This window comes from Kribbella shirazensis, assembly GCF_011761605.1.
Taxonomy (GTDB): Bacteria; Actinomycetota; Actinomycetes; order Propionibacteriales; family Kribbellaceae; genus Kribbella; species Kribbella shirazensis.
The window spans coordinates 4592689-4615379 of record NZ_JAASRO010000001.1; the positions used below are offsets into that span (position 1 = coordinate 4592689).

The 22691-nt window shown below is 69.9% G+C and carries 25 protein-coding genes; 22 read left to right on the forward strand and 3 right to left on the reverse strand.

What is annotated here, in order from left to right:
* The first annotated feature begins 70 nt into the window (after positions 1 to 70).
* Both BJY22_RS22290 and fxlM read left to right on the forward strand, forming a co-directional pair.
* Complete coding sequence (locus tag BJY22_RS22290) at positions 71 to 568, forward strand: MarR family winged helix-turn-helix transcriptional regulator (RefSeq protein ID WP_167209746.1); 498 nt, start codon at positions 71 to 73, stop codon at positions 566 to 568.
* A 2-nt stretch (positions 569 to 570) separates the two neighbouring features.
* Positions 571 to 1755, forward strand: a complete 1185-nt coding sequence (gene fxlM / locus BJY22_RS22295) for a methyltransferase, FxLD system (RefSeq protein WP_167209748.1) — start codon at positions 571 to 573, stop codon at positions 1753 to 1755.
* On the opposite strand, the gene BJY22_RS22300 is transcribed toward fxlM, so the two are convergent.
* Complete coding sequence (locus BJY22_RS22300) at positions 1715 to 2629, reverse strand: hypothetical protein (RefSeq protein ID WP_167209750.1); 915 nt, start codon at positions 2627 to 2629, stop codon at positions 1715 to 1717. The genes fxlM and BJY22_RS22300 overlap by 41 nt on opposite strands.
* Before the next feature lie 330 nt (positions 2630 to 2959).
* On the opposite strand from BJY22_RS22300, the gene efp reads away from it, so the two are divergent.
* Positions 2960 to 3493 (forward strand): elongation factor P, encoded by a 534-nt coding sequence (efp, locus tag BJY22_RS22305; RefSeq protein WP_238351182.1) that lies wholly within the window; start codon positions 2960 to 2962, stop codon positions 3491 to 3493.
* 29 nt (positions 3494 to 3522) lie between these two features.
* Positions 3523 to 3933 (forward strand): transcription antitermination factor NusB, encoded by a 411-nt coding sequence (nusB, locus tag BJY22_RS22310; protein WP_167209754.1) that lies wholly within the window; start codon positions 3523 to 3525, stop codon positions 3931 to 3933.
* Positions 3934 to 4193: 260 nt separating this feature from the next.
* Here nusB and bldD read toward each other — a convergent pair whose 3' ends face one another.
* Entirely contained in the window at positions 4194 to 4709 is a 516-nt protein-coding gene (gene bldD / locus BJY22_RS22315) for a transcriptional regulator BldD (RefSeq protein WP_167209756.1), read from the reverse strand.
* 208 nt (positions 4710 to 4917) lie between these two features.
* On the opposite strand from bldD, the gene pyrR reads away from it, so the two are divergent.
* From pyrR to BJY22_RS22360, 9 genes are read left to right on the forward strand one after another with little or no spacing between them, the layout of a single operon-like run.
* Positions 4918 to 5535 (forward strand): bifunctional pyr operon transcriptional regulator/uracil phosphoribosyltransferase PyrR, encoded by a 618-nt coding sequence (gene pyrR / locus BJY22_RS22320; protein ID WP_167209758.1) that lies wholly within the window; start codon positions 4918 to 4920, stop codon positions 5533 to 5535.
* The gene (locus BJY22_RS22325; protein ID WP_202891216.1) at positions 5535 to 6473 is read left to right on the forward strand and encodes an aspartate carbamoyltransferase catalytic subunit; all 939 of its coding nucleotides are present in this window, start codon (positions 5535 to 5537) and stop codon (positions 6471 to 6473) included. Before pyrR ends, BJY22_RS22325 begins: the two co-directional genes overlap by 1 nt.
* Positions 6470 to 7762, forward strand: coding sequence for a dihydroorotase (locus BJY22_RS22330; RefSeq protein WP_167209760.1), 1293 nt, complete (start codon positions 6470 to 6472; stop codon positions 7760 to 7762). Before BJY22_RS22325 ends, BJY22_RS22330 begins: the two co-directional genes overlap by 4 nt.
* Entirely contained in the window at positions 7759 to 8244 is a 486-nt protein-coding gene (locus BJY22_RS22335) for a PH-like domain-containing protein (RefSeq protein ID WP_337758868.1), read from the forward strand. Before BJY22_RS22330 ends, BJY22_RS22335 begins: the two co-directional genes overlap by 4 nt.
* On the forward strand, positions 8241 to 9374 hold the full coding sequence (carA, locus tag BJY22_RS22340) for a glutamine-hydrolyzing carbamoyl-phosphate synthase small subunit (protein ID WP_167209762.1): 1134 nt from the start codon (positions 8241 to 8243) through the stop codon (positions 9372 to 9374). The genes BJY22_RS22335 and carA overlap by 4 nt, the downstream gene beginning before the upstream one ends.
* A complete protein-coding gene (gene carB, locus BJY22_RS22345) occupies positions 9374 to 12679 on the forward strand; it encodes a carbamoyl-phosphate synthase large subunit (RefSeq protein WP_167209764.1) in 3306 nt (1101 codons plus the stop codon). The genes carA and carB overlap by 1 nt, the downstream gene beginning before the upstream one ends.
* The gene (locus tag BJY22_RS22350; protein ID WP_167209766.1) at positions 12672 to 13727 is read left to right on the forward strand and encodes a quinone-dependent dihydroorotate dehydrogenase; all 1056 of its coding nucleotides are present in this window, start codon (positions 12672 to 12674) and stop codon (positions 13725 to 13727) included. The genes carB and BJY22_RS22350 overlap by 8 nt, the downstream gene beginning before the upstream one ends.
* Positions 13724 to 14563 (forward strand): orotidine-5'-phosphate decarboxylase, encoded by an 840-nt coding sequence (gene pyrF, locus BJY22_RS22355; protein ID WP_167209768.1) that lies wholly within the window; start codon positions 13724 to 13726, stop codon positions 14561 to 14563. Before BJY22_RS22350 ends, pyrF begins: the two co-directional genes overlap by 4 nt.
* Positions 14564 to 14582: 19 nt before the next feature.
* Positions 14583 to 15545, forward strand: a complete 963-nt coding sequence (locus BJY22_RS22360) for a DUF4037 domain-containing protein (protein WP_167209770.1) — start codon at positions 14583 to 14585, stop codon at positions 15543 to 15545.
* Here BJY22_RS22360 and BJY22_RS22365 read toward each other — a convergent pair.
* The gene (locus tag BJY22_RS22365; RefSeq protein ID WP_167209772.1) at positions 15515 to 16378 is read right to left on the reverse strand and encodes a LysR family transcriptional regulator; all 864 of its coding nucleotides are present in this window, start codon (positions 16376 to 16378) and stop codon (positions 15515 to 15517) included. The genes BJY22_RS22360 and BJY22_RS22365 overlap by 31 nt on opposite strands.
* Before the next feature lie 69 nt (positions 16379 to 16447).
* Between BJY22_RS22365 and BJY22_RS22370 the strand changes: the two genes are divergently transcribed.
* The 9 genes from BJY22_RS22370 to BJY22_RS22410 all read left to right on the forward strand — a co-directional run bounded on the left by BJY22_RS22370 (position 16448) and on the right by BJY22_RS22410 (position 22690).
* Positions 16448 to 17449, forward strand: a complete 1002-nt coding sequence (locus tag BJY22_RS22370) for an EamA family transporter (protein ID WP_337758869.1) — start codon at positions 16448 to 16450, stop codon at positions 17447 to 17449.
* Between the two features lie 9 nt (positions 17450 to 17458).
* A complete protein-coding gene (locus BJY22_RS22375; protein ID WP_167209773.1) occupies positions 17459 to 17830 on the forward strand; it encodes a hypothetical protein in 372 nt (123 codons plus the stop codon).
* A gap of 127 nt (positions 17831 to 17957) precedes the next feature.
* Complete coding sequence (locus BJY22_RS22380; protein WP_167209775.1) at positions 17958 to 18332, forward strand: hypothetical protein; 375 nt, start codon at positions 17958 to 17960, stop codon at positions 18330 to 18332.
* Between the two features lie 95 nt (positions 18333 to 18427).
* Positions 18428 to 18742, forward strand: a complete 315-nt coding sequence (gene mihF / locus BJY22_RS22385) for an integration host factor, actinobacterial type (RefSeq protein ID WP_141851332.1) — start codon at positions 18428 to 18430, stop codon at positions 18740 to 18742.
* A gap of 55 nt (positions 18743 to 18797) precedes the next feature.
* On the forward strand, positions 18798 to 19418 hold the full coding sequence (gmk, locus tag BJY22_RS22390; RefSeq protein WP_167218534.1) for a guanylate kinase: 621 nt from the start codon (positions 18798 to 18800) through the stop codon (positions 19416 to 19418).
* A gap of 2 nt (positions 19419 to 19420) precedes the next feature.
* Entirely contained in the window at positions 19421 to 19726 is a 306-nt protein-coding gene (gene rpoZ, locus BJY22_RS22395) for a DNA-directed RNA polymerase subunit omega (protein WP_141851330.1), read from the forward strand.
* 35 nt (positions 19727 to 19761) lie between these two features.
* The gene (gene coaBC, locus BJY22_RS22400) at positions 19762 to 21057 is read left to right on the forward strand and encodes a bifunctional phosphopantothenoylcysteine decarboxylase/phosphopantothenate--cysteine ligase CoaBC (protein WP_202891218.1); all 1296 of its coding nucleotides are present in this window, start codon (positions 19762 to 19764) and stop codon (positions 21055 to 21057) included.
* Between the two features lie 3 nt (positions 21058 to 21060).
* Entirely contained in the window at positions 21061 to 21567 is a 507-nt protein-coding gene (locus BJY22_RS22405) for a GNAT family N-acetyltransferase (RefSeq protein WP_202891219.1), read from the forward strand.
* Positions 21568 to 21577: 10 nt separating this feature from the next.
* On the forward strand, positions 21578 to 22690 hold the full coding sequence (locus BJY22_RS22410; RefSeq protein ID WP_167209777.1) for a winged helix DNA-binding domain-containing protein: 1113 nt from the start codon (positions 21578 to 21580) through the stop codon (positions 22688 to 22690).
* Position 22691 lies beyond the last annotated feature (1 nt).

The following is a 22691-nucleotide window of genomic DNA, read 5'->3' on the forward strand; positions in this document are numbered from 1 at the left end:
GTAAAATATCTCAACGCTAAACTATTTTCAAATCTCTCACCGCTAAGCAACCTGGCGCTACGCTGGGCACATGGCAGACCACGTCGACCTCGTGCTCGAGCAGTGGCGGGCGCGGCGGCCGGACCTGGACGCGTCGCCGATGGGCATCATCGGGCGGATGAGCCGGCTCGGCGCGCTGTTCGACGCCGAGCTGCGGCGGAACTTCGCCCGGAACGACCTGGACCGCGCATCCTTCGACGTGCTCGCGACACTGCGGCGCAGCAACCCCGAGCACAGCCTGACCCCGGCCGGCCTGATGCACTCGTCGATGGTCACCTCGGGAGCGATCAGCCAACGGCTGGACCGGCTGGAGGCACGTGGTCTGGTGACGCGGACGCCGAGCGAGACCGACCGCCGCGGTGTCCAGGTCACTTTGACCCCTGAGGGGCTCGAGCTGATCGACAAGGTGCTGCCGACGCACGTCGACACGGAGGCGAGGTTGCTCGCCGGACTGTCCGCGGCCGAACGCGACCAGTTGGCAGCGCTGCTGCGGGCGTTGCTGGAGTCGCTCGGGGACAAGCGGGACTGATCATGACGAGCGTCAGCAGGGACTCGGCACGGGCGGAGTCGCTGCGGACGGCTCTCGTCCAGGAGTTGCTGGACGCCAGGATGATCCAGGACGAGCGCGTGGCGGCCGCGTTCCGGGCCGTACCGCGGCACGTGTTCGTCCCGCATGTGCCACTCGAGGTCGCGTACGCCGATGACGTCGTACCCATGAAGCAGAACCAGGCCGGTGTGCTGACGAGTTCGGTGTCGCAGCCGAGCATCGTCGCGTTGATGCTCGAGCAGGCCGCGATCCGGCCGGGGGACCGGGTGCTCGAGATCGGCTCCGGCGGGTACAACGCGGCGCTGCTGCAGGAGCTGACCGGGCCGGACGGTGCGGTCACGACGGTCGACATCGACCCCGAGGTGGCAGAGCGCGCGCGGGCGTCACTCGACGAGGCCGGGTACGGCGACGTGGCCGTCGTCCAGGGTGATGGTGCGTTCGGTGCTCCCGAGCGGGCGCCGTACGACCGGATCGTGGTGACGGCGACGGCGTGGGACATTGCGACTGCCTGGCTGCGGCAGCTGCGGCCGGGCGGGCGGATCGTCGTACCGCTGCGGTTGCGGGGGCAGACGCGGTCGATCGCGTTCGACGTGGCCGGTGACCATCTCGAGAGCCGGTCCACGACGCTGTGCGGATTCGTCAGCATGCAGGGCGTTGATGCGGACTACGAGCGGCTGGTGCCGTTGCAGGGGGCACAGTTGACGTTCGACGAGGACCAGGAGGGCGAGCCGCATCCGCGGAACGAGGTACTGGCGTTGCCGGTCGAGCAGAGCTGGTCAAGGGTCGAGGTGGATCGGGAGGAGCCGCTACTCGACCTCTACCTGTGGCTGGCGAGCACACTGCCCGGGTTCTGCGTTCTGACCGGTGAGGAGTGGTCGTGGGTTCCGGCTGTCGCAACGACGGACAGCCTGGTGTATCTGTCGACGCGGACCGGCAGGGACGAGTCACACCTCGAACTGGGGTGCAGCGGTCACGGGCCGGACGCTGGCGACCTGCTGGACCGCATGGTCGATCAGGTGCAGACGTGGGACGCCCAGCACCGGGCTGGTCCTGGGCCGTCCTTCCAGGTCCATGCCGCCGGTGCGGACCTGCCACCAGGCTTCCACGTCGCCCGGCGGCACAGCTACATCACTGTGCTGTGGGAGGAGCCGGCCGCGGCGGATTGCTGACGGTCTGCCAGAGTTCGTCGATGTCGGAGCGGTCCTCGGGCTCGGGGGTGTCGACCCAGCCGCTCGCCCAGACGTTCTCGTCACGGTCGTCCAGGTTGAAGATCGACTCCGCGAAGGCGGCCGAACCGACGTACCGCTCCTCGTCCCCGTCGAGCTCGTCCGGTACGCCGGAATCCTGCTGGGCGGCCGGAGGCGCCACCAGCGAGCGCGCGTACTCCTGCGCCGCCAGGATCCCCAGCTCACGCTCCTCGCTCAGCAAGCGGATCGCGCCGACCTCGTTGCCCGCGTTCATCATCTCCAGCACCCTGGCGTCCAGATCCTGCTTCGGCGCCGGCAGATTGTGCTGCGGCGGCCGGTGCGCCGGCGGCTGGTACGGGCCCGGGTTGTACTGCACCGGGTACTGGGCAGGCTGGAACTGGGCCGGCGGCTGATAGACCCCGGCCGGTGGGTACGGCGTGACGGCGCCAGGCTGCTGTGCCGCCTGGCCCGGGGCATTCCACTCGCCCTGGCGACGCGGCTGCCGGCCGCTCTGCAGGAGCTGGTGGAGCGCGGCCGCGGCATGCCCACTGTCCTGCGCATGCCCCGCCTGCGCCGGGAACGGCTGGCCAGGGAACGGCTGGCCAGGGAACGACTGCCCAGCGAACGGCTGTCCGGGGAACGCCTGCTGGCCAGGCGGCGGAGGTGGTCCGCCCGGCCCGGCGGCCGGGGTGAACTGGCCCTGGAACTGGATCGGCTGGTTACCGCCCTGCTGCGCCTGGAGCCGCTCGACCAAGGCCTGCATGCGCGGATTCGGCTTACCGGCGGACTGCTGCCGCGCCTTCGTGATCAGGCCCAGCACGATCATCACCACGACGAAGATCACGAACCCCGTCATCGCCCGGCCTCCCGACGTCCGTCCGACAGTCTGAAGGCCAGCCTAAGGCCCCCGAGGTGCGCGAATCGGAGGAAGCGGGAGTGACCGCTACAATCCAGTGTTGAGAGTCCGTCCGAGGCCCCAGCGCCTACTGCGCGGCACTCGGCACGGCACCTCGCCGCACGGGTGCAAAGGGCACGATGCTCCGCATCGAACCCTTCGCCCCCGCGCGCCGATGCACCGCACCGAGCACCTGCTCGCTACGGCGCTGGGGCCTCGGACGCACTCTGACCGCTGATCGATCTCGAAGGGCATACCCGCGTGGCAACGACGAACGACCTCAAGAACGGCATGGTGCTCGACCTGGACGGCCAGCTCTGGTCCGTCGTGTGGTTCCAGCATCACAAGCCGGGCAAGGGCGGCGCCGTCGTCCGGACGAAGCTGAAGAACGTGCTGTCCGGCAAGGTGGTGGACAAGACCTTCAACGCCGACGTGAAGGTCGAGGTGGCCACGGTCGACAAGCGTGACATGACGTACCTGTACAACGACGGCTCCGCGTACGTGTTCATGGACAAGTCGACGTACGAGCAGCTCAACATCCAGCCCGACGTGGTCGGCGAGGCCTCCCACTTCCTGCTGGAGAACCAGGACGCGATCGTGGCGGTGCACGACGACCTGCCGCTGTACGTCGAGCTCCCGGCCTCGGTCGAGCTCGTGGTCGAGTACACCGAGCCGGGCCTGCAGGGCGACCGGTCCAGCGGCGGCACCAAGCCGGCCCGCCTGGAGACCGGGTACGACATCCAGGTCCCGCTGTTCCTGACCACCGGCGAGAAGGTCAAGGTGGACACCCGGACCGGGGACTACCTCGGCCGCGTCAACTCCTGATCGACGCCAACCTTTAGGGACAAAAGAACATGTCTGCCCGGAGCAAGGCCCGCAAGCGCGCGCTGGACGTGCTGTTCGAGTCGGAGGTCAGGGGTTTGCCGGTCGGCGGCACCCTGGCCGACCGGGTGGCCGACAACGACCCGCCCGTGAACGAGTTCACCGTGGCGCTGGTCGAGGGGGTCGCGAAGCACAGCGAGCAGATCGACGAACTGCTCGCGACGCATTCGGTCGGCTGGACGCTGGACCGGATGCCGGCCGTGGACCGCAACATCCTGCGGATCGGCGCCTACGAGCTGCTGTACGACGACCAGGTCCCGGACGTGGTCGCGGTGAGCGAGGCGGTCGCGCTGGCGCGGGACCTGTCGACCGACGAGTCCCCGACGTTCGTGAACGGCCTGCTGGCCAGACTGCTGCAGTTGAAACCCACGCTGGGCATCTGAAGTCCCCGGGATTCCGGGGAACGAGGGGGGCGAGCCCTCTGTGCCAGGCCCGGTGACCGTCTCGGTACGGTCCCGGGCCGCCGTTGCGTCCCCGTTGCGCGGCCGGTGAGGTGGTACCCGCCGCTGTACTGCCTGATGGTGCCTGATGGTGCCTGATGGTGCTGGTACTGCTGGCACTGCTCTGTTCTGTCTGCGAACCGAAGGCGGGCGGCCGTGGGCCAGCTGCTACAAGCCCCGACCGTCTGGTGCCTTCTCAGGCGTCAGGCGCCGGCGGCCTCGGACGAGTCCTCGACGTCACCCTTCGCCTCCGGGTTCAGCACACCCCAGGAGATGAAGCGTTCGGTCAGCGTCGTCGGCGACTCGTCGTAGATCACCGCGAGCGTCCGCATGTCGTCCTGACGGATCGACAGCACCTTGCCGTTGTAGTCCCCGCGCTGAGCCTGGATCGTGGCCGCGTACCGCGTCAGCGGACCGGCCTCGCTCGCGTCGAGGTGTTGCAGGGCCTCCAGGTCGAGGATCAACCGGGGCGGAGCGGCAGCCGCGGCGGCCGCGCTGGCGTTCCCAGGAAGCAGTTCACGGATCGGCACGCCGTAGAAATCGGCGAGCTCCGCGAGCTTCTGGACGGTGACGGCTCGATCGCCACGCTCGTACGAGCCGACGACGACCGCCTTCCAGCGACCCTTGGACTTCTCTTCCACGCCATGCAGCGACAGTCCCTGCTGCTGGCGGATGGCGCGTAGCTTGCCACCCAGTGTCTTCGCGTATTCGCTCGGCACGCTGGTTCTTCCCTCCGACTAGTTTCGTCATGTCCGGGACCGATTGGACGGGCCCGGGTACGGTGAACCCCCCTCGATTACACAGAGTAACAATATTCCGGGGCGGAGGCCAGCGTCAAGACGGCGTGTCACATCCGATACCATGTCAAGCGGTCCGAACGTCCTTTAAAGACCTGTCCAGAGAGGCAGGAAAGGAGGAACGGTAGCGATGAGCCCTGCCCAGAGCGCAGAGCACCCCGAGGTCGCGCAGCCGCCGAAACGCAGCAGCCGCGAGGTCCTCGACGCTTCCGACATTTCCCGGGCACTGACCCGGATCGCCCACGAGATCCTCGAGCGGAACCGCGGCGCAGACCCGGTCGTCCTGCTCGGCATCCCCACCCGCGGTGTCCCGCTGGCCCAGCGCGTCTCGGCGCGGATCCAGGCCGTCGAGGGGCAGAGCGTACCGACAGGGTCACTCGATGTGACCATGTACCGCGACGACATCGGCCTCAAACCGCCCCGCGGCCTGGAGCACACCGACATCCCGGCGGACGGTATCGACGGCAAGGTCGTGGTGCTGGTCGACGATGTGCTGTTCTCCGGCCGGACGATCCGCGCGGCGCTCGACGCGCTCGGCGACATCGGCCGGCCGCGCGCCGTCCAGCTCGCCGTCCTGGTCGACCGCGGCCACCGCGAGCTGCCGATCCGCGCGGACTACGTGGGCAAGAACCTGCCGACCTCGCTGGTCGAGCGGGTCACGGTCCACCTCACCGAGTTCGACGGCGAGGACGCGGTCCTGATCGCCGACAAGGCACCCGACAAGGCGCAGACAGGGGTGCAGGCCTGATGAAGCATTTGTTGAGCGCGGGCGATCTGTCCCGCGACGAGGCACAGCTGATCCTCGACACCGCCGAAGAGATGCGGTCCCTCGCCGACCGCCCGATCAAGAAACTGCCCGCGCTGCGCGGCCGGACCGTGGTGAACCTGTTCTTCGAGGACTCCACCCGGACCAGGATCTCGTTCGAGGCGGCCGCCAAGCGGCTGTCCGCGGACGTCATCAACTTCTCCGCCAAGGGTTCGAGCGTGAGCAAGGGGGAGAGCCTCAAGGACACCGCGCTGACCCTGCAGGCGATGGGCGCCGACGGCGTCGTCTGCCGGCACGGCTCCTCCGGCGCGCCGCACCTGCTGGCGACGTCCGGCTGGATGACCGGCTCGGTCGTGAACGCCGGCGACGGCACCCACGAGCACCCGACGCAGGCGCTGCTGGACGCGTTCACGATGCGCCGGCACCTCGGGTCGCTGGAGGGCCGCCGGATCACGATCGTCGGCGACGTCCTGCACTCCCGGGTCGCCCGGTCGAACGTGCTGCTGCTCTCGACGCTCGGCGCCGACGTGACCGTGGTCGCCCCGCCGACGCTGCTGCCCGTCGACATGAGCAGCTGGCCGTGCGTCACGTCGTACGACTTCGACTCGGTCCTGCCGAAGAGCGACGCGGTGATGATGCTGCGGGTGCAGCGGGAGCGGATGAACGACGCGTACTTCCCGAGCGCTCGTGAGTACAGCCGCCGCTACGGCCTGGACAGGAACCGGATGGCGCAGCTGCCCGACGAGGCGATCGTGCTGCACCCCGGACCGATGAACCGCGGGATGGAGATCAGCGCCGAGGTCGCCGACTCGACCCGCTCGGTGATCGTCGAGCAGGTCACGAACGGCGTGGCGATCCGCATGGCCGTCCTGTACCTGCTGCTATCTGGAAGCAACGACTCTGAGGAGCACACCGCATGACCGCGTACCTGATCACCGGCGCTCGCATCGTTGGCGGTGAGGTGGCGGACCTGCTGATCGACAACGGCGAGATCGTTGCCGTCGGCGCCGGCCTCGACGTGCCCGCCGGCGCGCGGACGATCGACGCCACCGGCCTGATCGCGCTGCCCGGCCTGGTCGACCTGCACACGCACCTGCGCGAGCCCGGCCGCGAGGACGCCGAGACCGTCCTCACCGGCACCCGGGCCGCCGCGAAGGGCGGGTTCACCGCGGTCTACGCGATGGCCAACACCGACCCGGTCGCCGACACGGCCGGGGTGGTCGAGCAGGTCTGGCGCCTCGGCCGCGACGCCGGGTACGCCGATGTGTACCCGATCGGCGCGGTCACTGTCGGCCGTCAGGGCACGCAGCTCGCCGAGCTCGGCGCGATGGCGGACTCCGCGGCGCGCGTCCGGGTGTTCTCCGACGACGGCGACTGTGTCTGGGACGCCGCGCTGATGCGCCGCGCGCTCGAGTACGTGAAGGCGTTCGACGGCGTGATCGCCCAGCACGCGCAGGAGCCGCGGCTCACCCAGGGCGCACAGATGAACGAGGGCGCCCTGTCCGGCGTCCTCGGCCTGACCGGCTGGCCGAGTGTCGCCGAGGAGGCGATCATCGCCCGCGACATCCTGCTGAACGCGCACGTCGGGTCGAAGCTGCACATCTGCCACCTGTCCACGAAGGGCTCGGTGGAGATCGTCCGGGCCGCCAAGCGCCGCGGGCTCGAGGTGACCGCCGAGGTCACCCCGCACCACCTGCTGCTGACCGAGGACCTGGCCGCCTCCTACAACCCGGTGTACAAGGTGAACCCGCCGCTGCGCACCAAGGCCGACGTCGAGGCGGTCCGCGAGGGCCTCGCCGACGGGACGATCGACATCGTCGCCACCGACCACGCGCCGCACCCGGTCGAGGACAAGGACTGCGAGTGGAGCGCGGCCGCGTTCGGCATGACCGGGCTGGAGACCGCCCTGAGCGTCGTCCAGCACGCGATGATCGACACCGGGCTCCTCACCTGGGCCGACGTCGCCGACCGGATGAGCTACCGACCCGCCGTGATCGGTCAGGCCGCCGACCACGGCCGCCCACTGGACGCCGGCGCGCCCGCGAACGTCGTGCTGTACGACCCCAGGGTCGAGCGGACCGTCGTACCGGAGGAGTCGGTGTCGCTGTCGCGGAACACGCCGTTCGACGGGATGACGCTGCCCGGCAAGGTCGTCGCGACCTTCCTGCACGGTACGCCGACCGTCCTGGACGGTGAGCTCACCCAGTGAAGGCCTTCCTGGGCATTCTCGGCACGCTGCTGGTGCTGGCGGCGGGCTACGTCGGTATGTACCGGGGCTGGCGCAACCGCCAGACCCGGCAGGCCGACCTGGCGCCGCTGCCCACGGCGCCGGAGCACTCTGCACGAGGCATCGAGGGCGTGTACGTCGCCACGACGAGCGCCGGCGACTGGATGGACCGGATCGCCGTGCACGACCTGGGCGTCCGCAGCGTCGCGGACCTGGCCGTCAGTGAGGCCGGCCTGATCTTCCACCGGCAGGGCGCGGCGGATGTCTTCATCCCCGCGGAACGACTGGCCGGCGTCCGGACCGACCGCGGTATCGCCGGCAAGGTGACCGCGGAGAAGTCCGGCCTGGTCGTGGTCACCTGGACGCACGACGGCCGCGAACTCGACACCGGGTTCCGCCCGCGTCGCAAGGCCGACACCGCCGCCCTGACCGCATCCATCTCGAACCTGATCGGAGCACAATGAGCCAGGCCGCCCACAAAGCTGCCCTGCTGGTCCTGGAGGACGGCCGGTCGTTCGCCGGTACGTCGTACGGGGCGACCGGATCCACGTACGGCGAGGCGGTGTTCACCACCGGGATGACCGGTTACCAGGAGACACTGACCGACCCGTCGTACCACCGGCAGATCGTCACCCAGACCGCGCCGCACATCGGCAACACCGGGATCAACGACGAGGACGACGAGTCGCAGAAGATCTGGGTCGCCGGGTACGTCGTCCGTGACCCCGCCCGCGTCCCGTCGAACTGGCGCGCCAAGCGCTCGCTCGACGACCAGCTGAAGGGGCAGGGCATCGTCGGGATCTCGGGGATCGACACCCGCGCGCTGACCCGCCACCTGCGGGAGCGCGGCGCGATGCGGGCCGGGATCTCCACCGAGATCCTGGACCCGGCCAAGCTGCTGGCGAAGGTGCTCGAGCAGCCGCCGATGGTCGGGGCGGACCTCGCGTCGGAGGTGACGACATTCGAGCCGTACGTCGTGCCCGCCGAGGGCGAGAAGCGCTTCACGGTCGTCGCACTCGACCTCGGGATCAAGTCGATGACGCCGAAGCGGATGTCCGAGCGCGGCATCGAGGTGCACGTGATGCCGGCCACCGCGACGCTCGACGAGGTCCTCGCGGTCGACCCGGACGGCATCTTCATGAGCAACGGCCCAGGCGACCCGGAGACCACCGAGCACCCGACCACACTGCTCAAGCAGTTGCTGGAGCAGAACAAGCCGTACTTCGGGATCTGCTTCGGCAACCAGGTGTTCGGGCGGGCGCTCGGACTCGGTACGTTCAAGCTGAAGTACGGGCACCGGGGCATCAACCAGCCGGTGCTGGACCGGGCCACCGGCAAGGTCGAGATCACTGCGCAGAACCACGGGTTCGCGGTGGACGCGCCGATCGAGGAGACGGTCGAGACGCCGTACGGCACCGCCGAGGTGTCGCACGTCTCGCTCAACGACAACGTCGTCGAAGGGCTCAAGCTCACCGGGAGGGACGGCCGTGTGCTGGCCTTCTCGGTCCAGTACCACCCCGAGGCGGCGGCCGGTCCGCACGACTCGGCGTACCTGTTCGACCGGTTCGTCGAACTGATGGAAGGACGGAACTGATGCCGCGCCGTACAGACATCTCTTCGGTCCTGGTGATCGGATCGGGCCCGATCGTGATCGGCCAGGCCTGCGAGTTCGACTACTCCGGGACCCAGGCCTGCCGGGTGCTGAAGGAGGAGGGTTTCCGGGTCGTCCTGGTGAACTCCAACCCGGCCACGATCATGACCGACCCGGAGTTCGCCGACGCGACGTACGTCGAGCCGATCACCCCGGAGTACGTCGAGAAGGTGATCGAGAAGGAGCGGCCGAACGCGCTGCTCGCCACGCTCGGCGGCCAGACCGCCCTGAACGCGGCGATCGCCCTGCACGAGAACGGCGTACTGGAGAAGTACGGCGTGGAGCTGATCGGCGCGTCCGTCGACGCGATCCAGCGCGGTGAGAACCGCGAGTCGTTCAAGCAGATCGTCGAGAAGCTCGGCGCGGAGACCGCGCGGTCGCGGATCTGCCACTCGCTGGACGACGTGCTGGGTGCGGCCGACGAGCTCGGGTACCCGCTGGTCGTCCGGCCGTCGTTCACGATGGGCGGCGTCGGTTCCGGCATGGCGTACGACGAGGCGGACCTGCGCCGGATCGCCGGCGCCGGCCTGCACGCGAGTCCGACCACCGAGGTGCTGATCGAGGAGTCGATCCTCGGGTGGAAGGAGTACGAGCTGGAGGTGATGCGCGACAAGGCCGACAACGTCGTGATCATCTGCTCGATCGAGAACGTCGACCCGATGGGTGTGCACACGGGTGACTCGGTCACGGTCGCGCCGGCGATGACGCTGACCGACCGCGAGTACCAGGTGATGCGGGACCTGGCGATCGGCATCATCCGCGAGGTCGGCGTCGACACCGGCGGCTGCAACATCCAGTTCGCGGTGAACCCGGCCGACGGCCGGCTGATCGTGATCGAGATGAACCCGCGGGTGTCGCGGTCGTCCGCGCTGGCGTCGAAGGCGACCGGGTTCCCGATCGCGAAGATCGCCGCGAAGGTCGCGATCGGCTACACCCTCGACGAGATCCCGAACGACATCACGAAGCAGACGCCGGCCAGCTTCGAGCCGACGCTCGACTATGTGGTGGTGAAGGTGCCGCGGTTCGCGTTCGAGAAGTTCCCGGCCGCGGACGCCACGCTGACCACGCACATGAAGAGCGTCGGTGAGGCGATGGCCATCGGCCGGAACTACACCGAGGCGCTGCAGAAGGCGCTGCGGTCGCTGGAGAAGCCGGAGGCCCGGTTCTCCTGGGCCGGACAGCCGGCGAGCGACCTGCAGCCGTTGCTGGAGGCAATCAAGACGCCGCACGACGGCCGGCTGCGGACGATCATGGACGCGATCCGGGCCGGGGCGACGCCGGAGCAGATCTTCGAGAACACCCGCATCGACCCGTGGTTCGTGGACCAGCTGTACCTGATCCACGAGACCGCGCTGCAGGTCGCGGCGGCGCCGCGGCTGACGCCGGACGTCATCAAGCTCGCCAAGCGGCACGGGTTCTCGGACCTGCAACTGGCCGAGATCCGCGGGCTGACCGAGGACGTCGTCCGGGGTGTCCGGCAGGCGCTCGGGATCCGTCCGGTCTACAAGACGGTCGACACCTGCGCGGCCGAGTTCAAGGCCGAGACGCCGTACCACTACTCGTCGTACGACGAGGAGTCCGAGGTCGCGCCGCGGACCGAGCCCGCCGTCCTGATCCTCGGCTCGGGTCCGAACCGGATCGGCCAGGGCATCGAGTTCGACTACTCCTGTGTGCACGCGTCGATGGCGCTGCGCGAGGCCGGCTACTGCACCGTGATGGTGAACTGCAACCCGGAGACGGTCTCGACCGACTACGACACCTCCGACCGGCTGTACTTCGAGCCGCTCACCTGCGAGGACGTGCTCGAGATCGTGTACGCCGAACTGCAGGCGGGACCGGTCGCCGGCGTGATCGTCCAACTCGGCGGCCAGACGCCGCTCGGGCTGGCGCAGCGGCTCGCGGACGCCGGCGTACCGATCGTCGGGACGTCGCCGGAGGCGATCCACCTGGCCGAGGAGCGGGGCGCGTTCGGCAAGGTGCTCGCGGACGCGCAGCTGCCCGCGCCGAAGCACGGGACGGCGATGTCGGCCGGCGAGGCGCACGCGGTCGCGGAGGAGATCGGGTTCCCGGTCCTCGTCCGGCCCTCGTACGTGCTCGGCGGTCGCGGGATGGAGATCGTCTACAGCTCGGCCGAGCTGACCGCGGCGCTGGACCGGCTGAGCGCCGGCTCCGGGTCGTGGGAGCACCCGGTGCTGATCGACCGGTTCCTGGACGACGCGGTCGAGATCGACGTCGACGGGCTGTACGACGGGAACGAGCTGTTCCTCGGCGGCGTGATGGAGCACATCGAGGAGGCCGGCGTGCACTCCGGCGACTCGTCGTGCGCGCTGCCGCCGATCACGCTCGGGAACGCGGACATCGAGAACATCCGCCGCTCCACCGAGGCGATCGCCCGCGGTGTCGGCGTCCGCGGTCTGCTGAACGTGCAGTACGCGCTCGCGGGCGACGTGCTGTACGTGCTGGAGGCGAATCCGCGGGCGTCGCGGACGGTGCCGTTCGTGTCGAAGGCGACCGCGACCCCGCTGGCCAAGGCGGCGGCCCGGGTGATGCTCGGCGCGACGATCGCCGAGCTGCGGGCCGAGGGCGTGCTGCCGGCCGAGGGCGACGGCGGCACGCTGCCGCCGACCACGCCGATCGCGGTCAAGGAGGCCGTGATGCCGTTCAACCGGTTCCGCACCATCGACGGAGCCTCGGTCGACACCGTGCTCGGGCCGGAGATGCGCTCGACCGGTGAGGTGATGGGTGTCGACGACACCTTCGGTACGGCGTTCGCGAAGTCGCAGGCGGGGGCGTCGCAGCCGCTGCCGGGGGACGGCAAGGTGTTCGTCTCGGTCGCGAACCGGGACAAGCGGCACATGATCTTCCCGGTCAAGCGGCTGGCGGACCTCGGTTTCCAGATCTACGCGACCGAGGGAACGGCCGACGTCCTGCGGCGCAACGGCGTCGAGGCGGTCACGGTCCGCAAGAGCAGTCAGGGTCCGGGGCCGAACGGCGAGCCGACGATCGTCCAGATGGTCCAGGACGGCGAGCTGAACCTGATCGTCAACACGCCGATCGGGATCACCCAGGGCGGGTCGCCACGGCTGGACGGGTACGAGATCCGCAGCGCGGCGGTGGCGCGGAACATCCCGTGCATCACCACCGTGCAGGGGCTCGCGGCCGCGGTGCAGGGCATCGAGGCGCAGCGCGCCGGCGACATCGGCGTACGGTCGCTGCAGGACTGGGTGCCGAGGATCCGCGGTGTCTGACCGCCCGGCGTACGAGCGGTTCGTCCGGCCGGTCCTGTACCGGCTGGGCAAGGGCGACGCCGAGGTCGCCCACGAACAGACGCTCGCCGCGCTCCGTGTCCTCGGCCGCATCCCGGGCGCCGCGCGCGCCGGGGCGCGGCTGTACGGCGCCGTCGGCGCGGCCACGCCTCGCACCGTGTTCGGAGTCCGCTTCCCGTCGCCTGTGGGACTTGCTGCGGGAATGGACAAGAACGGGATCGCGCTGCCCGCTTGGCGGGCGCTGGGATTCGGCTTCGTAGAAGTTGGAACCGTCACCGCGCAGCCGCAGCCAGGCAACGAGAAGCCGCGCCTGTTCCGCCTCGTCGAGCACGAGGCCGTCATCAACCGCATGGGGTTCAACAACCTCGGCAGCGCGGCGTTGGCCGACCGGTTGGCGGCGTACGGCGACCTCGGCTACCCGCTCGGGATCTCGATCGGCAAGTCGAAGGTCACGCCGCTCGAGGACGCGGTCGAGGACTACGTGACCTCGTTGCGGCGCCTCTACCGGTTCGGCGACTACTTCGCGGTGAACGTCAGCTCGCCGAACACACCGGGCCTGCGGTCGCTGCAGGACGCCGGCCATCTGCGTGAGCTGCTGACCGCACTGCACACCGAGGCCGCCTCGCTGAGCGTCGCCGGGCTGGATCCGAAGCCGATCCTGGTGAAGATCGCACCGGACCTGACTACGGCCGCGATCGACGAACTCCTCCAGGTCTGCACCGACACCGGGGTCGCGGGCATCATCGCCACCAACACGACGATCGGGCGACCGGACGTCGCGGAGCACGCGCTGTCGAAGGAAACCGGTGGCTTGTCGGGCCGCCCACTCGCCGAGATCTCGGCCAAGGTCGTCGCCCACATCCACAACGAGACCGGGGGAGCGGTGCCCGTCATCGGAGTGGGCGGGATCCTCCACCCGTCGGACGCGACCCGGCTGTTCGACGCCGGCGCCAGCCTCGTCCAGGTCTACACCGGTCTCATCTACAAGGGCCCGGGCCTGATCCGTCACATCAACAGGAGCTTGCCATGAGCAACAACAAACCGTTCGGTGCCCGGCTGCGGGCGGCGATGGACGCCCGCGGCCCGCTGTGTGTCGGCATCGACCCGCACGCCCACCTGCTCGACGCGTGGGGTCTGCCGGACACGGCCGAGGGCCTGGCGTCGTTCACCTACGGCGTTGTCGACGCGCTCGCGGACCGGGTCGCGGTGTTCAAGCCGCAGTCCGCGTTCTTCGAGCGGTTCGGCTCCGCGGGTATCGCGGTCCTGGAACAGGCCACGATCCGGCTGCGGGACGCCGGTGCGCTGGTGATCATCGACGCGAAGCGCGGTGACATCGGTACGACGATGGCCGGTTACGCGTCGGCGTACCTGGCCGAGAAGGGGCCGCTGGCGTGCGACGCGCTGACGGTCAGCCCGTACCTCGGGTTCGGGTCGCTGCAGCCGGCGATCGACGAGGCCCGCGAGGCCGGTGCGGGGCTGTTCGTGCTCGCGCTGACCTCCAACCCGGAGGGCCCGCAGTTCCAGTCGGCGCGCACGGCTGACGGCCCGACTGTGGCCGGTGCCGTGCTGGACGGTCTGCGTGCGCTGAACGCGGACGCCGACGGCCTGGGTTCGTTCGGCGCTGTCGTCGGGGCGACCATCAGTTCGACCGACGAGAACCTGGACATCAACGGCCCGCTGCTCGCCCCGGGCCTCGGTGCCCAGGGCGGCACGGCCGAGGGACTGACCAAGGTGTTCGGGGCCGCGGTGCGCAACGTCGTACCGTCGAGCTCCCGGGAGATCCTCGGCGCCGGCCCGGACGCGATCGCACTCCAGGACGCAGCAGCCCGCACCAACGAGGCTTACCGGTCGGTCCTGGGGTACTGATCGCGGTTACCCTCGACGGATGACCTTGGGCCTGGAGTTGTGCAGGCGGTTCTACGACGAGGTGGTGCGGCACGTCGTTGATGTGCCGCACAGCGCGGCTTTGCTGGGGCGCGGATCGGAGGTGCTCGGGTACGACGACGAGATGTCGACGGATCACAACTGTGAGGCTCGGGTCGTGCTGTTCGTCCCGCCTGGCCCGGCGGTCCGGCCGGAGGTGCCCGAGCAGTTCGAGGGGCGGCCGGCGCTGGTCGAGGTGCACAAGGTCCGGGAGTTCTTCCAGTCGCAGCTCGGGTTCGATCCGGAGGCGGAGCTCACGGTGGGGGACTGGCTCACCTTCCCGGAGCAGAGCCTGCTGATGATGACGGCGGGCGAGGTCTTCCACGACGACCTCGGGGTGCAGGATGTGCGCGACCGGCTGGCTTACTACCCGGACGACGTCTGGCGGTACCTGATGATCGCCGCGTGGTGGCGGGTACATCCGGAACTGAACCTGGCCGGCCGGGCCGGGTACGTCGGGGACGAGCTCGGGTCGGCGTTGATCGGGTCGGAGCTCGTGAAGAACCTGATGCGGCTGTGCTTCCTCATCGAGCGGCAGTACGCGCCGTACTCGAAGTGGTTCGGTACGGCGTTCGGCCGCCTGTCCTGTGGCCCGACGCTGATCCCGCTGCTGCAGGACGTGCTGCGCGCGTCGACCTGGCAGCAGCGCGAGGAGGCCCTGATGGCGGCGTACCGGGCGGTGGGGGAGTTGCACAATCGGCTGCGGATCACGGCGCCGGTGGAGCTCGGCATCGAGCGGATGTGGGACCGGCCGTTCCAGGTTGTCTGGGGTGACTTCCCCGGCGCGCTCTCCGCGGCGATCCAGGATCCGGTGGTACGACGGATCCTCGAGCGCTGGCCGGTCGGCGGGATCGAGAAGGTCCGCGACGTGCTGCACCGCGTGGGTGATCGCCGTCAGCTGCTGGGGTTGCTCGATCCGCGGTAGAGCTCCGTGAGCAGGTCCACGGCGGCCTGGGTCGCCGGGTGTGGGTCCTCGCGGTGCCAGATCAGGTGTACGTCGATCGGCGGCACATCCCGCACGCGGCGGTACGTGACGCCCTCACGGCGGTACTGCGTCGTGGTCGCCTGGGCCGTCATACCGACGCAGCGGCCGGAGGCGATCGCGGCCAGCCAATCGTCGACGTCCTGCGTGTACTCGATCGCCGGGCGGGCGGCGTCCGGCCAGAGGTCGACCGTGGTGCTCCCGGTTCGGCGATCGATGACCAGGGTCCGCTCGCGGAGCTGATCCAGCGTCACGGCCCGTTTGCGCGTGAGCGGGTCGTCGGCGGGCAGCGCGCAGTACCGCGGCTCCTGTGTCAGCAGAACGTGCGCGAACCGCCGGACGTCCAGGTGGCTGCGTACCACCGCGAGATCGCACAGGCCCTCCGCGAGTCCGCCGGTCGCCGTGTTGGCGCGGACCAGTTGGAGCTCGATGCCGGGATGCTCGGCCGCCCACCGCCGCTGGAACTCGCGGGTGTGGCTGCCGAACGCCGACCACGCATGGCCCACCCGGAGCCGGGTGTGACCGCTCGTCGCCTCGCTGACCAGCTCGTCGATCTCGGCAAGGATGTGCCGCGCCCGGGCGAGGACCCGGACGCCGGCCGTGGTGGGCGTGAGCGAGCGGCTGGTCCGGTGCAGCAGGCGGACACCGAGTTCGCGTTCCAGCGCCAGCAGGTTGCGTGACACCGCCGCCTGCGAGATCCCCAGCTCGATCGCGGCGTCGGTGAACGTCCCGGAGTCCACGATCTCCACGAGGCACCGCAGCTGCCGGATATCCATGACTCCAGCGTATAGATCCGTCGGCTGATGCATTTTGCGCCGGGCCGCGCCGCGCGCACGCTCGTGAGCGTGAGGCGAGATCGGTTGGTCGGTGTGGCGATGATGCTCGGCAGCGGGCTGTCGACGCAGGTCGGCGCGTCCGGGGCGGCGCTGGCGTTCCCCGTGATCGGCCCGGCGGGCGTCGTGGCGATCCGGCAATGGGTGGCCGCGATCGTGCTGCTCGCGGTCGGCCGACCCCGGCTGCGGTCGATCACGGCTCGGCAGTGGCGGCCGGTGATCGGCCTGGCGGCGGTGTTCGCGGTGATGAACCTGTCGCTGTACACGGCCATCGACCGGGTGGGTCTCGGCCTGGCCGTCACGCTGGAGTTCCTGGGGCCGCTGGCGGTCGCGCTGCTGGGTTCGCGGCGGGTCCTCGACCTGGTGTGCGCGCTGGTCGTCGCGCCGGCCGTCGTACTGCTGGCGCGGCCGCAGGCGACGACGGACTACCTCGGCATCGGGCTCGGCCTGCTGGCCGCGCTGTGCTGGGCGCTCTACATCCTGCTCAACCGCGTCGTCGGGAGAGAGTTGCCAGGCGCAACTGGTTCGGCTGCCGCGGCGGCTCTGTCCGGACTCGTCTACGTCCCGGTCGGCGTGGTCGTGCTGCTGCACCACCCCGTGACGCTCGCCGCCGCGTCGTACGCGCTGGTGGCCGGCGTGCTGTCGTCCGCCGTACCGTTCCTCGTCGATCTGTTGACGTTGCGCCGGGTGCCGGCGCAGTTCTTCGGGGCGTTCATGAGTGTGAACCCGGTCCTCGCGGCCCTCGTCGGGCTGCTGGTGCTGCACCAGCGGCTCGCGATGGTGGACTGGCTGGCGATCCTCGTGATCGTGTCCGCGAACGCCGTCGCCGTCACGTTCGGCGGTCCGCGCCCCGCCGTACCTGCAGTGGACTCGAAGGCCGACGTGGCAGATCACAGCCCGGTTCCAGTCGGGCAGTGCGACGTTCTTCACGGCGTGCCGGAGCTTGCGGTGACCCCGCCGTTCGGAAAGGTATCGGCGGACGGGGAGCAACAGTCTTCCCGCGTGACACAGTGAAGGAACACGATGCGGAAGCTGGCAGCCCTCGCGGCCGTTGTGACGATGAGTGTTGGCGCCCTGACGGCCTGCTCGGGTGGCGACTACTGCGGCGACCTGAAGGGCTACGTCGAGTCCGCCAAGGACGTCGACATCAAGAACGCGGACCAGGTCGGCAAGATGCTGGACCAGATGAAGAAGGTGTCGAAGTCGGCGCCGAAGGACCTGGAGGACGACTGGAAGGTCGTCATCGACTACGCCGAGAAGGCGCAGGCCGCCAAGGGCGACACCAACAAGCTGATGGAGCTAGCCAAGGCCGACGGCGAGAAGATCCAGACCTCCATGAAGGCGATCAGCCAGCAGGCGAAGGACACCTGCAAGATCGACGTCGACAACGGCTGACATCGCCTCCGACGTAGCCCCCCGCGCGGCCTGGTGGACGGCTCTGCCCGTTCCGTCCCACCGGGCCGCCGTACGGCGGAACGCGATCGTTTCGGATCGCTCGGTGACGGCCGGTAGCGTGGGGGCGATGAAGCGAACTCTTGCCGTCATCGCGACCCTGGCCGCCGGCACCGGTCTGCTGACCGCCTGCACCGACGAGCAGGCGTACTGCGTCGACCTCGCCACGTACGCCGCCAAGGCGGTCGACGTCGACCCGCAGAAGCCGGTCGACTACGTGAAGATCCTGGATGACGCGAAGAAGCTCCAGGAGTCCGCGCCGAAGGACGTGAAGGACGACTGGGGTGTGGTCGTCGCGTTCGCCGAGAAGGCGAAGAAGGCCGGTTCCGACGCGGCCGAGCTGGCGCAGCTGAGCAAGCAGACGCCGGGCGTGATGACGGCGTACAAGAACATCACCAGCCAGGCCAAGGACAGCTGCAAGGTGGATCTCCCGGCACTGAGCTGACCACCTGGCTGACTACCTGGCTGACTCCTGATCGTCCCAGGGCTTGACCCGTGTTAGGTTCCCTTGCGAAGCCATACAACGGGACAGGTGAAACGGTGCCACTTCCTACTTTGACCCCGGAGCAGCGTGCGGCGGCTCTGGACAAGGCCGCGGCGGCGCGGCGCGAACGAGCCGAGATCAAGAACCGGATCCGGCACTCCGGAGCGTCGCCGACGGAGGTGCTCCATGAGGGGCAGACGAACGACGTGATCGGCAAGATGCGGGTCAGCCAGCTGCTGCAGTGCATCCCGGGGGTCGGCAAGGTCCGCGCCCAGCAGATCATGGAGCGCGCGGGTATCTCGGAGACGCGCCGGGTGCGCGGCCTCGGTTCGAACCAGATCGCCGCGCTCGAGCGCGAATTCGCCGAGTGATTTCAGGGTGAGCCAGACCAAAACCTCGACCGGCTCGTTGGACACTGGTGTGACGATGACGACGCACGCGGGAAACAGTTCGAACGAGCCGGCGGCGGCTCCCGACCCGGCGCGGCTCACCGTGCTGGCCGGACCGACCGCCGTGGGGAAGGGGACCGTCGCGGCCGACATCCGCGAGCGGTTCCCGGACATCTGGATCTCGGTGTCGGCGACCACCCGCAAACCCCGGCCGAACGAGGTGCACGGCGTGCACTACCTGTTCGTCTCGGACGCGGAGTTCGACCGGATGATCGCCGACGGCGAGCTGCTCGAGTGGGCCGTGGTGCACAAGGCGGCCCGCTACGGTACGCCGAAGCAACCGGTGCTCGACCAGCTGGCCGCGGGCCGGCCCGCCCTGCTCGAGATCGACCTGCAGGGCGCTCGCCAGGTCCGCGAGACGATGCCGGAGGCACAGTTCGTGTTCCTGGCCCCGCCGAGCTGGGACGAGCTCGTACGGCGCCTGCTGTACCGCGGCACGGAGACGCCGGAGGAGCGCGAGCGGCGGCTGGAGACCGCGACGGTCGAGCTCGCGGCCGAGAAGGAGTTCGACGTGACGATCGTGAACGCCTCGGTTCGGGAGGCCGCCGATCAGTTGGTAAAGTTGATCCGATCACCCTCCATCTCTGGAAAGAGCTGACCTTGTCTGGCAACCAGCCCGTCGCCATCGGCATCACGTCCCCGCCGATCGACGACCTGCTCACCCACACCGACTCCAAGTACAAGCTGGTGCTGTACTCGGCCAAGCGGGCGCGGCAGATCAACGCCTACTACTCGCAGCTCGGCGAGGGCCTGCTGGAGTACGTCGGACCGCTGGTCGAGACGCACGTCCAGGAGAAGCCGCTGTCGATCGCGATGCGCGAGATCAACGAGGGCGTGCTGACCTGCACCGACATCGACCCCGAGGCCGAGGCGGAAGCCGCCGCGGCCGCGGAGAAGTCCGAGTAGCCCAGATCGACCGACCGGGAACGGAGTCCGCGCAGATGTCCGCAACCGGTGACCAGACCCCCGGAACCGATCAGGTCCCGGGGGTCGGTGTCGTGCCGAGGCACAAGCCGAACGTCGTGCTCGGTGTCGGCGGCGGCATCGCGGCGTACAAGGTCTGCGACCTGCTGCGGCGGCTGACCGAGTCCGGGCACAGCGTGCGGGTGGTGCCGACGGCGGCCGCGCTGGAGTTCGTCGGCGCGGCGACCTGGGCGGCGCTGTCCGGACAGCCGGTGACCTCCGATCCGTTCGACGACGTGCACGAAGTGCCGCATGTCCGGATCGGCAAGGCCGCCGAGCTCGTCGTCGTCGCGCCCGCGACCGCGAACCTGATCGCCAAGGCGGCGCACGGGCTGGCCGACGACCTGCTCACGAACACGCTGCTCACCGCGCGCTGCCCGATCCTGTTCGCGGCCGCGATGCACACCGAGATGTGGGAGCACCCCGCGACCCAGGCGAACGTCGCGACGCTGCGCTCCCGCGGGATCACGGTCCTCGAACCGGCCGTCGGGCGACTGACCGGCGCCGACACCGGCCGCGGCCGGCTGCCGGAGCCGTCCGAGATCTTCGCGATCAGCCAGCTGATGCTCGCCGACGAGGCGGCCCGCGCGGCCGGCCAGTCGGTCGCCGATCTGACCGGCAAGCACGTGCTGATCAGCGCCGGCGGGACCCGCGAGCACCTCGACCCGGTGCGGTACCTGGGCAACTCGTCGTCCGGCAAGCAGGGCTACGCGCTGGCGCGGATCGCGGCCGCCCGCGGCGCGAAGGTCACGCTGGTCGCCGCGAACTCCGAGCTGCCCGACCCGGCCGGCGTCCAGGTCGTCCCGGTCACCAGCACACGGGACCTGTACGACGAGATCACCGGGCGCGCGGCCGACGCGGACGCGATCGTGATGGCGGCGGCCCCCGCCGACTTCCGTCCGGCCGACGTCGCCGAGCACAAGATCAAGAAGACCGCCGACGGTTCGGTACCCGCGGTCGACCTGGTGCAGAACCCGGACATCCTGCAGACGATCTCGCACGACCGCGCCCGCTCCGGCCAGGTGATCGTCGGGTTCGCCGCCGAGACCGGCGACGCCGAGCACACGGTCCTCGAGCTCGGCCGCGCCAAGCTCGAACGCAAGGGCTGCGACCTGCTCGTCGTCAACGACGTCTCCGGCGGCAAGGTGTTCGGCAGCGACCTCAACGAGGCCGTCATCCTCGACCGCGACGGCAACGCCATGCCGGTGCCCTCCGGTAGTAAGGACGCCCTCGCCGGTGTCATCTGGAACCTCGTCGCGTCCCACTGGGCCTGACCGGTGCTGACGGTCGAGCCGGCGACGCAGGCCGACGTACCAGGAATCCTCGCGCTGGCCGGTGAGGTCGAGCATTGGTTCGGCCCGATGGTCGCCGAGCCAGGTTTTCACCGCGCGCTGAGCGCTCACATCGACGATCAACGGGCGCTGGTGGCCCGGGACGCCGATCAGCTGGCCGGAGCGGTGCTGTGCGGTGGCGCCGCGCCGCGGTTCGCGGTGCACTGGCTGGTGATTTCCGAGCGGGTGCGGGGCCGGGGCGTCGGGCGGCGGCTGATGGACGCGGCGATCGATCGGCTGACAGCGGGTCGCGGACTCGGCGATGGGGACGTCGTCGAGGTGGTGACGTTCGGCGAGGACCATCCGGGCGCGGTCGCCAGCGGGGCGCGGGTGTTCTACGAGCGGCTCGGGTTCGTCCCGGCCGAGGCGGCGGAGGACGGTCCCGAGGGTGGCTCGCGGCAGGTCTTCCGGTTCCGCGCGAAGAGGTCAGAACCTGTCCGCTTCTCTACGTAGCGTTGGGGTCATGGAGATCAGCTGGCAGGCGGTTGTGGCTCGGCGGATGCGACGGCACGGGCTGCTGGAGCCCGCCGATACCCCGGTCGACGCCGTCCGGGCGATGTGCGGGGCGCACGCCCAGATCGCGGCCGCGGGGGAGGCGTCCGTGGCGTTGCGGGTGGACGGAGCGACCCGCGAGACGGTGCAGCGCGACGACGGCCTCGTGAAGACCTTCGGGCCGCGAGGGACCGTGCACCTGTTGCCGCTCGACGACCTGCCGATGTGGACGGGCGCGCTGTCCTCGCTCCCGGCGGCCGGTCAGCAGCCGGTGCCGATCCGGATGACCGCGGACGAGATCGACCGGGTGGTCGTCGCGATCGGCGAGGCGCTGGCGCACGCCGACCTGACCGTCGACGAGCTCACCGAGGACGTTGTCCGGCGTACCGGCGAATGGGCGCGGGTGCCGACCATTCCGGCGTTCCAGGGCGCGTGGGCGCGGTGGCGGCAGGCGATCCCGGCCGCGGCGAACGCCGGCGTCCTCTGCCACGGACCGCTCCGCGGCCGACTCACGACGTACTCGAACCCGCACCGGCTGCGACCCTTCGACCCGATGCCCGCGGACAAGGCGCTCACCGAGCTCCTGCACCGCTACCTCTACTCGTACGGTCCCGCGACGCCGCAGCAGTTCGCCCGCTGGCTCAAGGCCACGCCGACCATGGTCAAGCCGTACTTCGACGACCTGCCGCAGGCGACGCTCGCGGACCAGACCGTCTGGTGCGCCCCGGATGACGACGATTTCCCGGACGAGCGGGCCGAAGGCGTCCGCCTGCTGCCGTACTTCGACGCGTACGGCGTCGGCAGCTTCCCGCGCGAACTGCTCTTCCCCGGCAAGGCGTTCGCCCGTGCGACGGCCGGCGGCCAGGCCGGCAACTACCCGCTGCTGCTCGTCGACGGCGTCGTCGCGGGCGTCTGGCACCAGAAGAAGTCCGGCCGCACCGCGCGCTTCACGGTCGAGGCACTGACCTCGCTGAACCGTCGCCGCCGTCGCCTGCTGGACGCCGAGGTGGACCGGTTGGCTGCGATCCTTGGCGGTACGCCGTCGCTCACACTCGGCGACGTAACGGTCGGCCCGCACGCCTGAA

Bases quoted from the DNA above. Each gene is read 5' to 3' on its own strand.
- nusB (WP_167209754.1), top strand. From the start codon at position 3,523: ATGTCTGCCCGGAGCAAGGCCCGCAAGCGCGCGCTGGACGTGCTGTTC.
- BJY22_RS22290 (WP_167209746.1), top strand. From the start codon at position 71: ATGGCAGACCACGTCGACCTCGTGCTCGAGCAGTGGCGGGCGCGGCGG.
- efp (WP_238351182.1), top strand. From the start codon at position 2,960: ATGGTGCTCGACCTGGACGGCCAGCTCTGGTCCGTCGTGTGGTTCCAG.
- carB (WP_167209764.1), top strand. From the start codon at position 9,374: ATGCCGCGCCGTACAGACATCTCTTCGGTCCTGGTGATCGGATCGGGC.
- pyrR (WP_167209758.1), top strand. From the start codon at position 4,918: ATGAGCCCTGCCCAGAGCGCAGAGCACCCCGAGGTCGCGCAGCCGCCG.
- BJY22_RS22380 (WP_167209775.1), top strand. From the start codon at position 17,958: ATGAAGCGAACTCTTGCCGTCATCGCGACCCTGGCCGCCGGCACCGGT.
- BJY22_RS22375 (WP_167209773.1), top strand. From the start codon at position 17,459: ATGCGGAAGCTGGCAGCCCTCGCGGCCGTTGTGACGATGAGTGTTGGC.
- carA (WP_167209762.1), top strand. From the start codon at position 8,241: ATGAGCCAGGCCGCCCACAAAGCTGCCCTGCTGGTCCTGGAGGACGGC.
- pyrF (WP_167209768.1), top strand. From the start codon at position 13,724: ATGAGCAACAACAAACCGTTCGGTGCCCGGCTGCGGGCGGCGATGGAC.
- BJY22_RS22300 (WP_167209750.1), bottom strand. From the start codon at position 2,629: ATGACGGGGTTCGTGATCTTCGTCGTGGTGATGATCGTGCTGGGCCTG.
- coaBC (WP_202891218.1), top strand. From the start codon at position 19,762: ATGTCCGCAACCGGTGACCAGACCCCCGGAACCGATCAGGTCCCGGGG.
- BJY22_RS22410 (WP_167209777.1), top strand. From the start codon at position 21,578: ATGGAGATCAGCTGGCAGGCGGTTGTGGCTCGGCGGATGCGACGGCAC.
- BJY22_RS22360 (WP_167209770.1), top strand. From the start codon at position 14,583: ATGACCTTGGGCCTGGAGTTGTGCAGGCGGTTCTACGACGAGGTGGTG.
- fxlM (WP_167209748.1), top strand. From the start codon at position 571: ATGACGAGCGTCAGCAGGGACTCGGCACGGGCGGAGTCGCTGCGGACG.
- gmk (WP_167218534.1), top strand. From the start codon at position 18,798: ATGACGACGCACGCGGGAAACAGTTCGAACGAGCCGGCGGCGGCTCCC.
- BJY22_RS22365 (WP_167209772.1), bottom strand. From the start codon at position 16,378: ATGGATATCCGGCAGCTGCGGTGCCTCGTGGAGATCGTGGACTCCGGG.
- BJY22_RS22330 (WP_167209760.1), top strand. From the start codon at position 6,470: ATGACCGCGTACCTGATCACCGGCGCTCGCATCGTTGGCGGTGAGGTG.
- BJY22_RS22325 (WP_202891216.1), top strand. From the start codon at position 5,535: ATGAAGCATTTGTTGAGCGCGGGCGATCTGTCCCGCGACGAGGCACAG.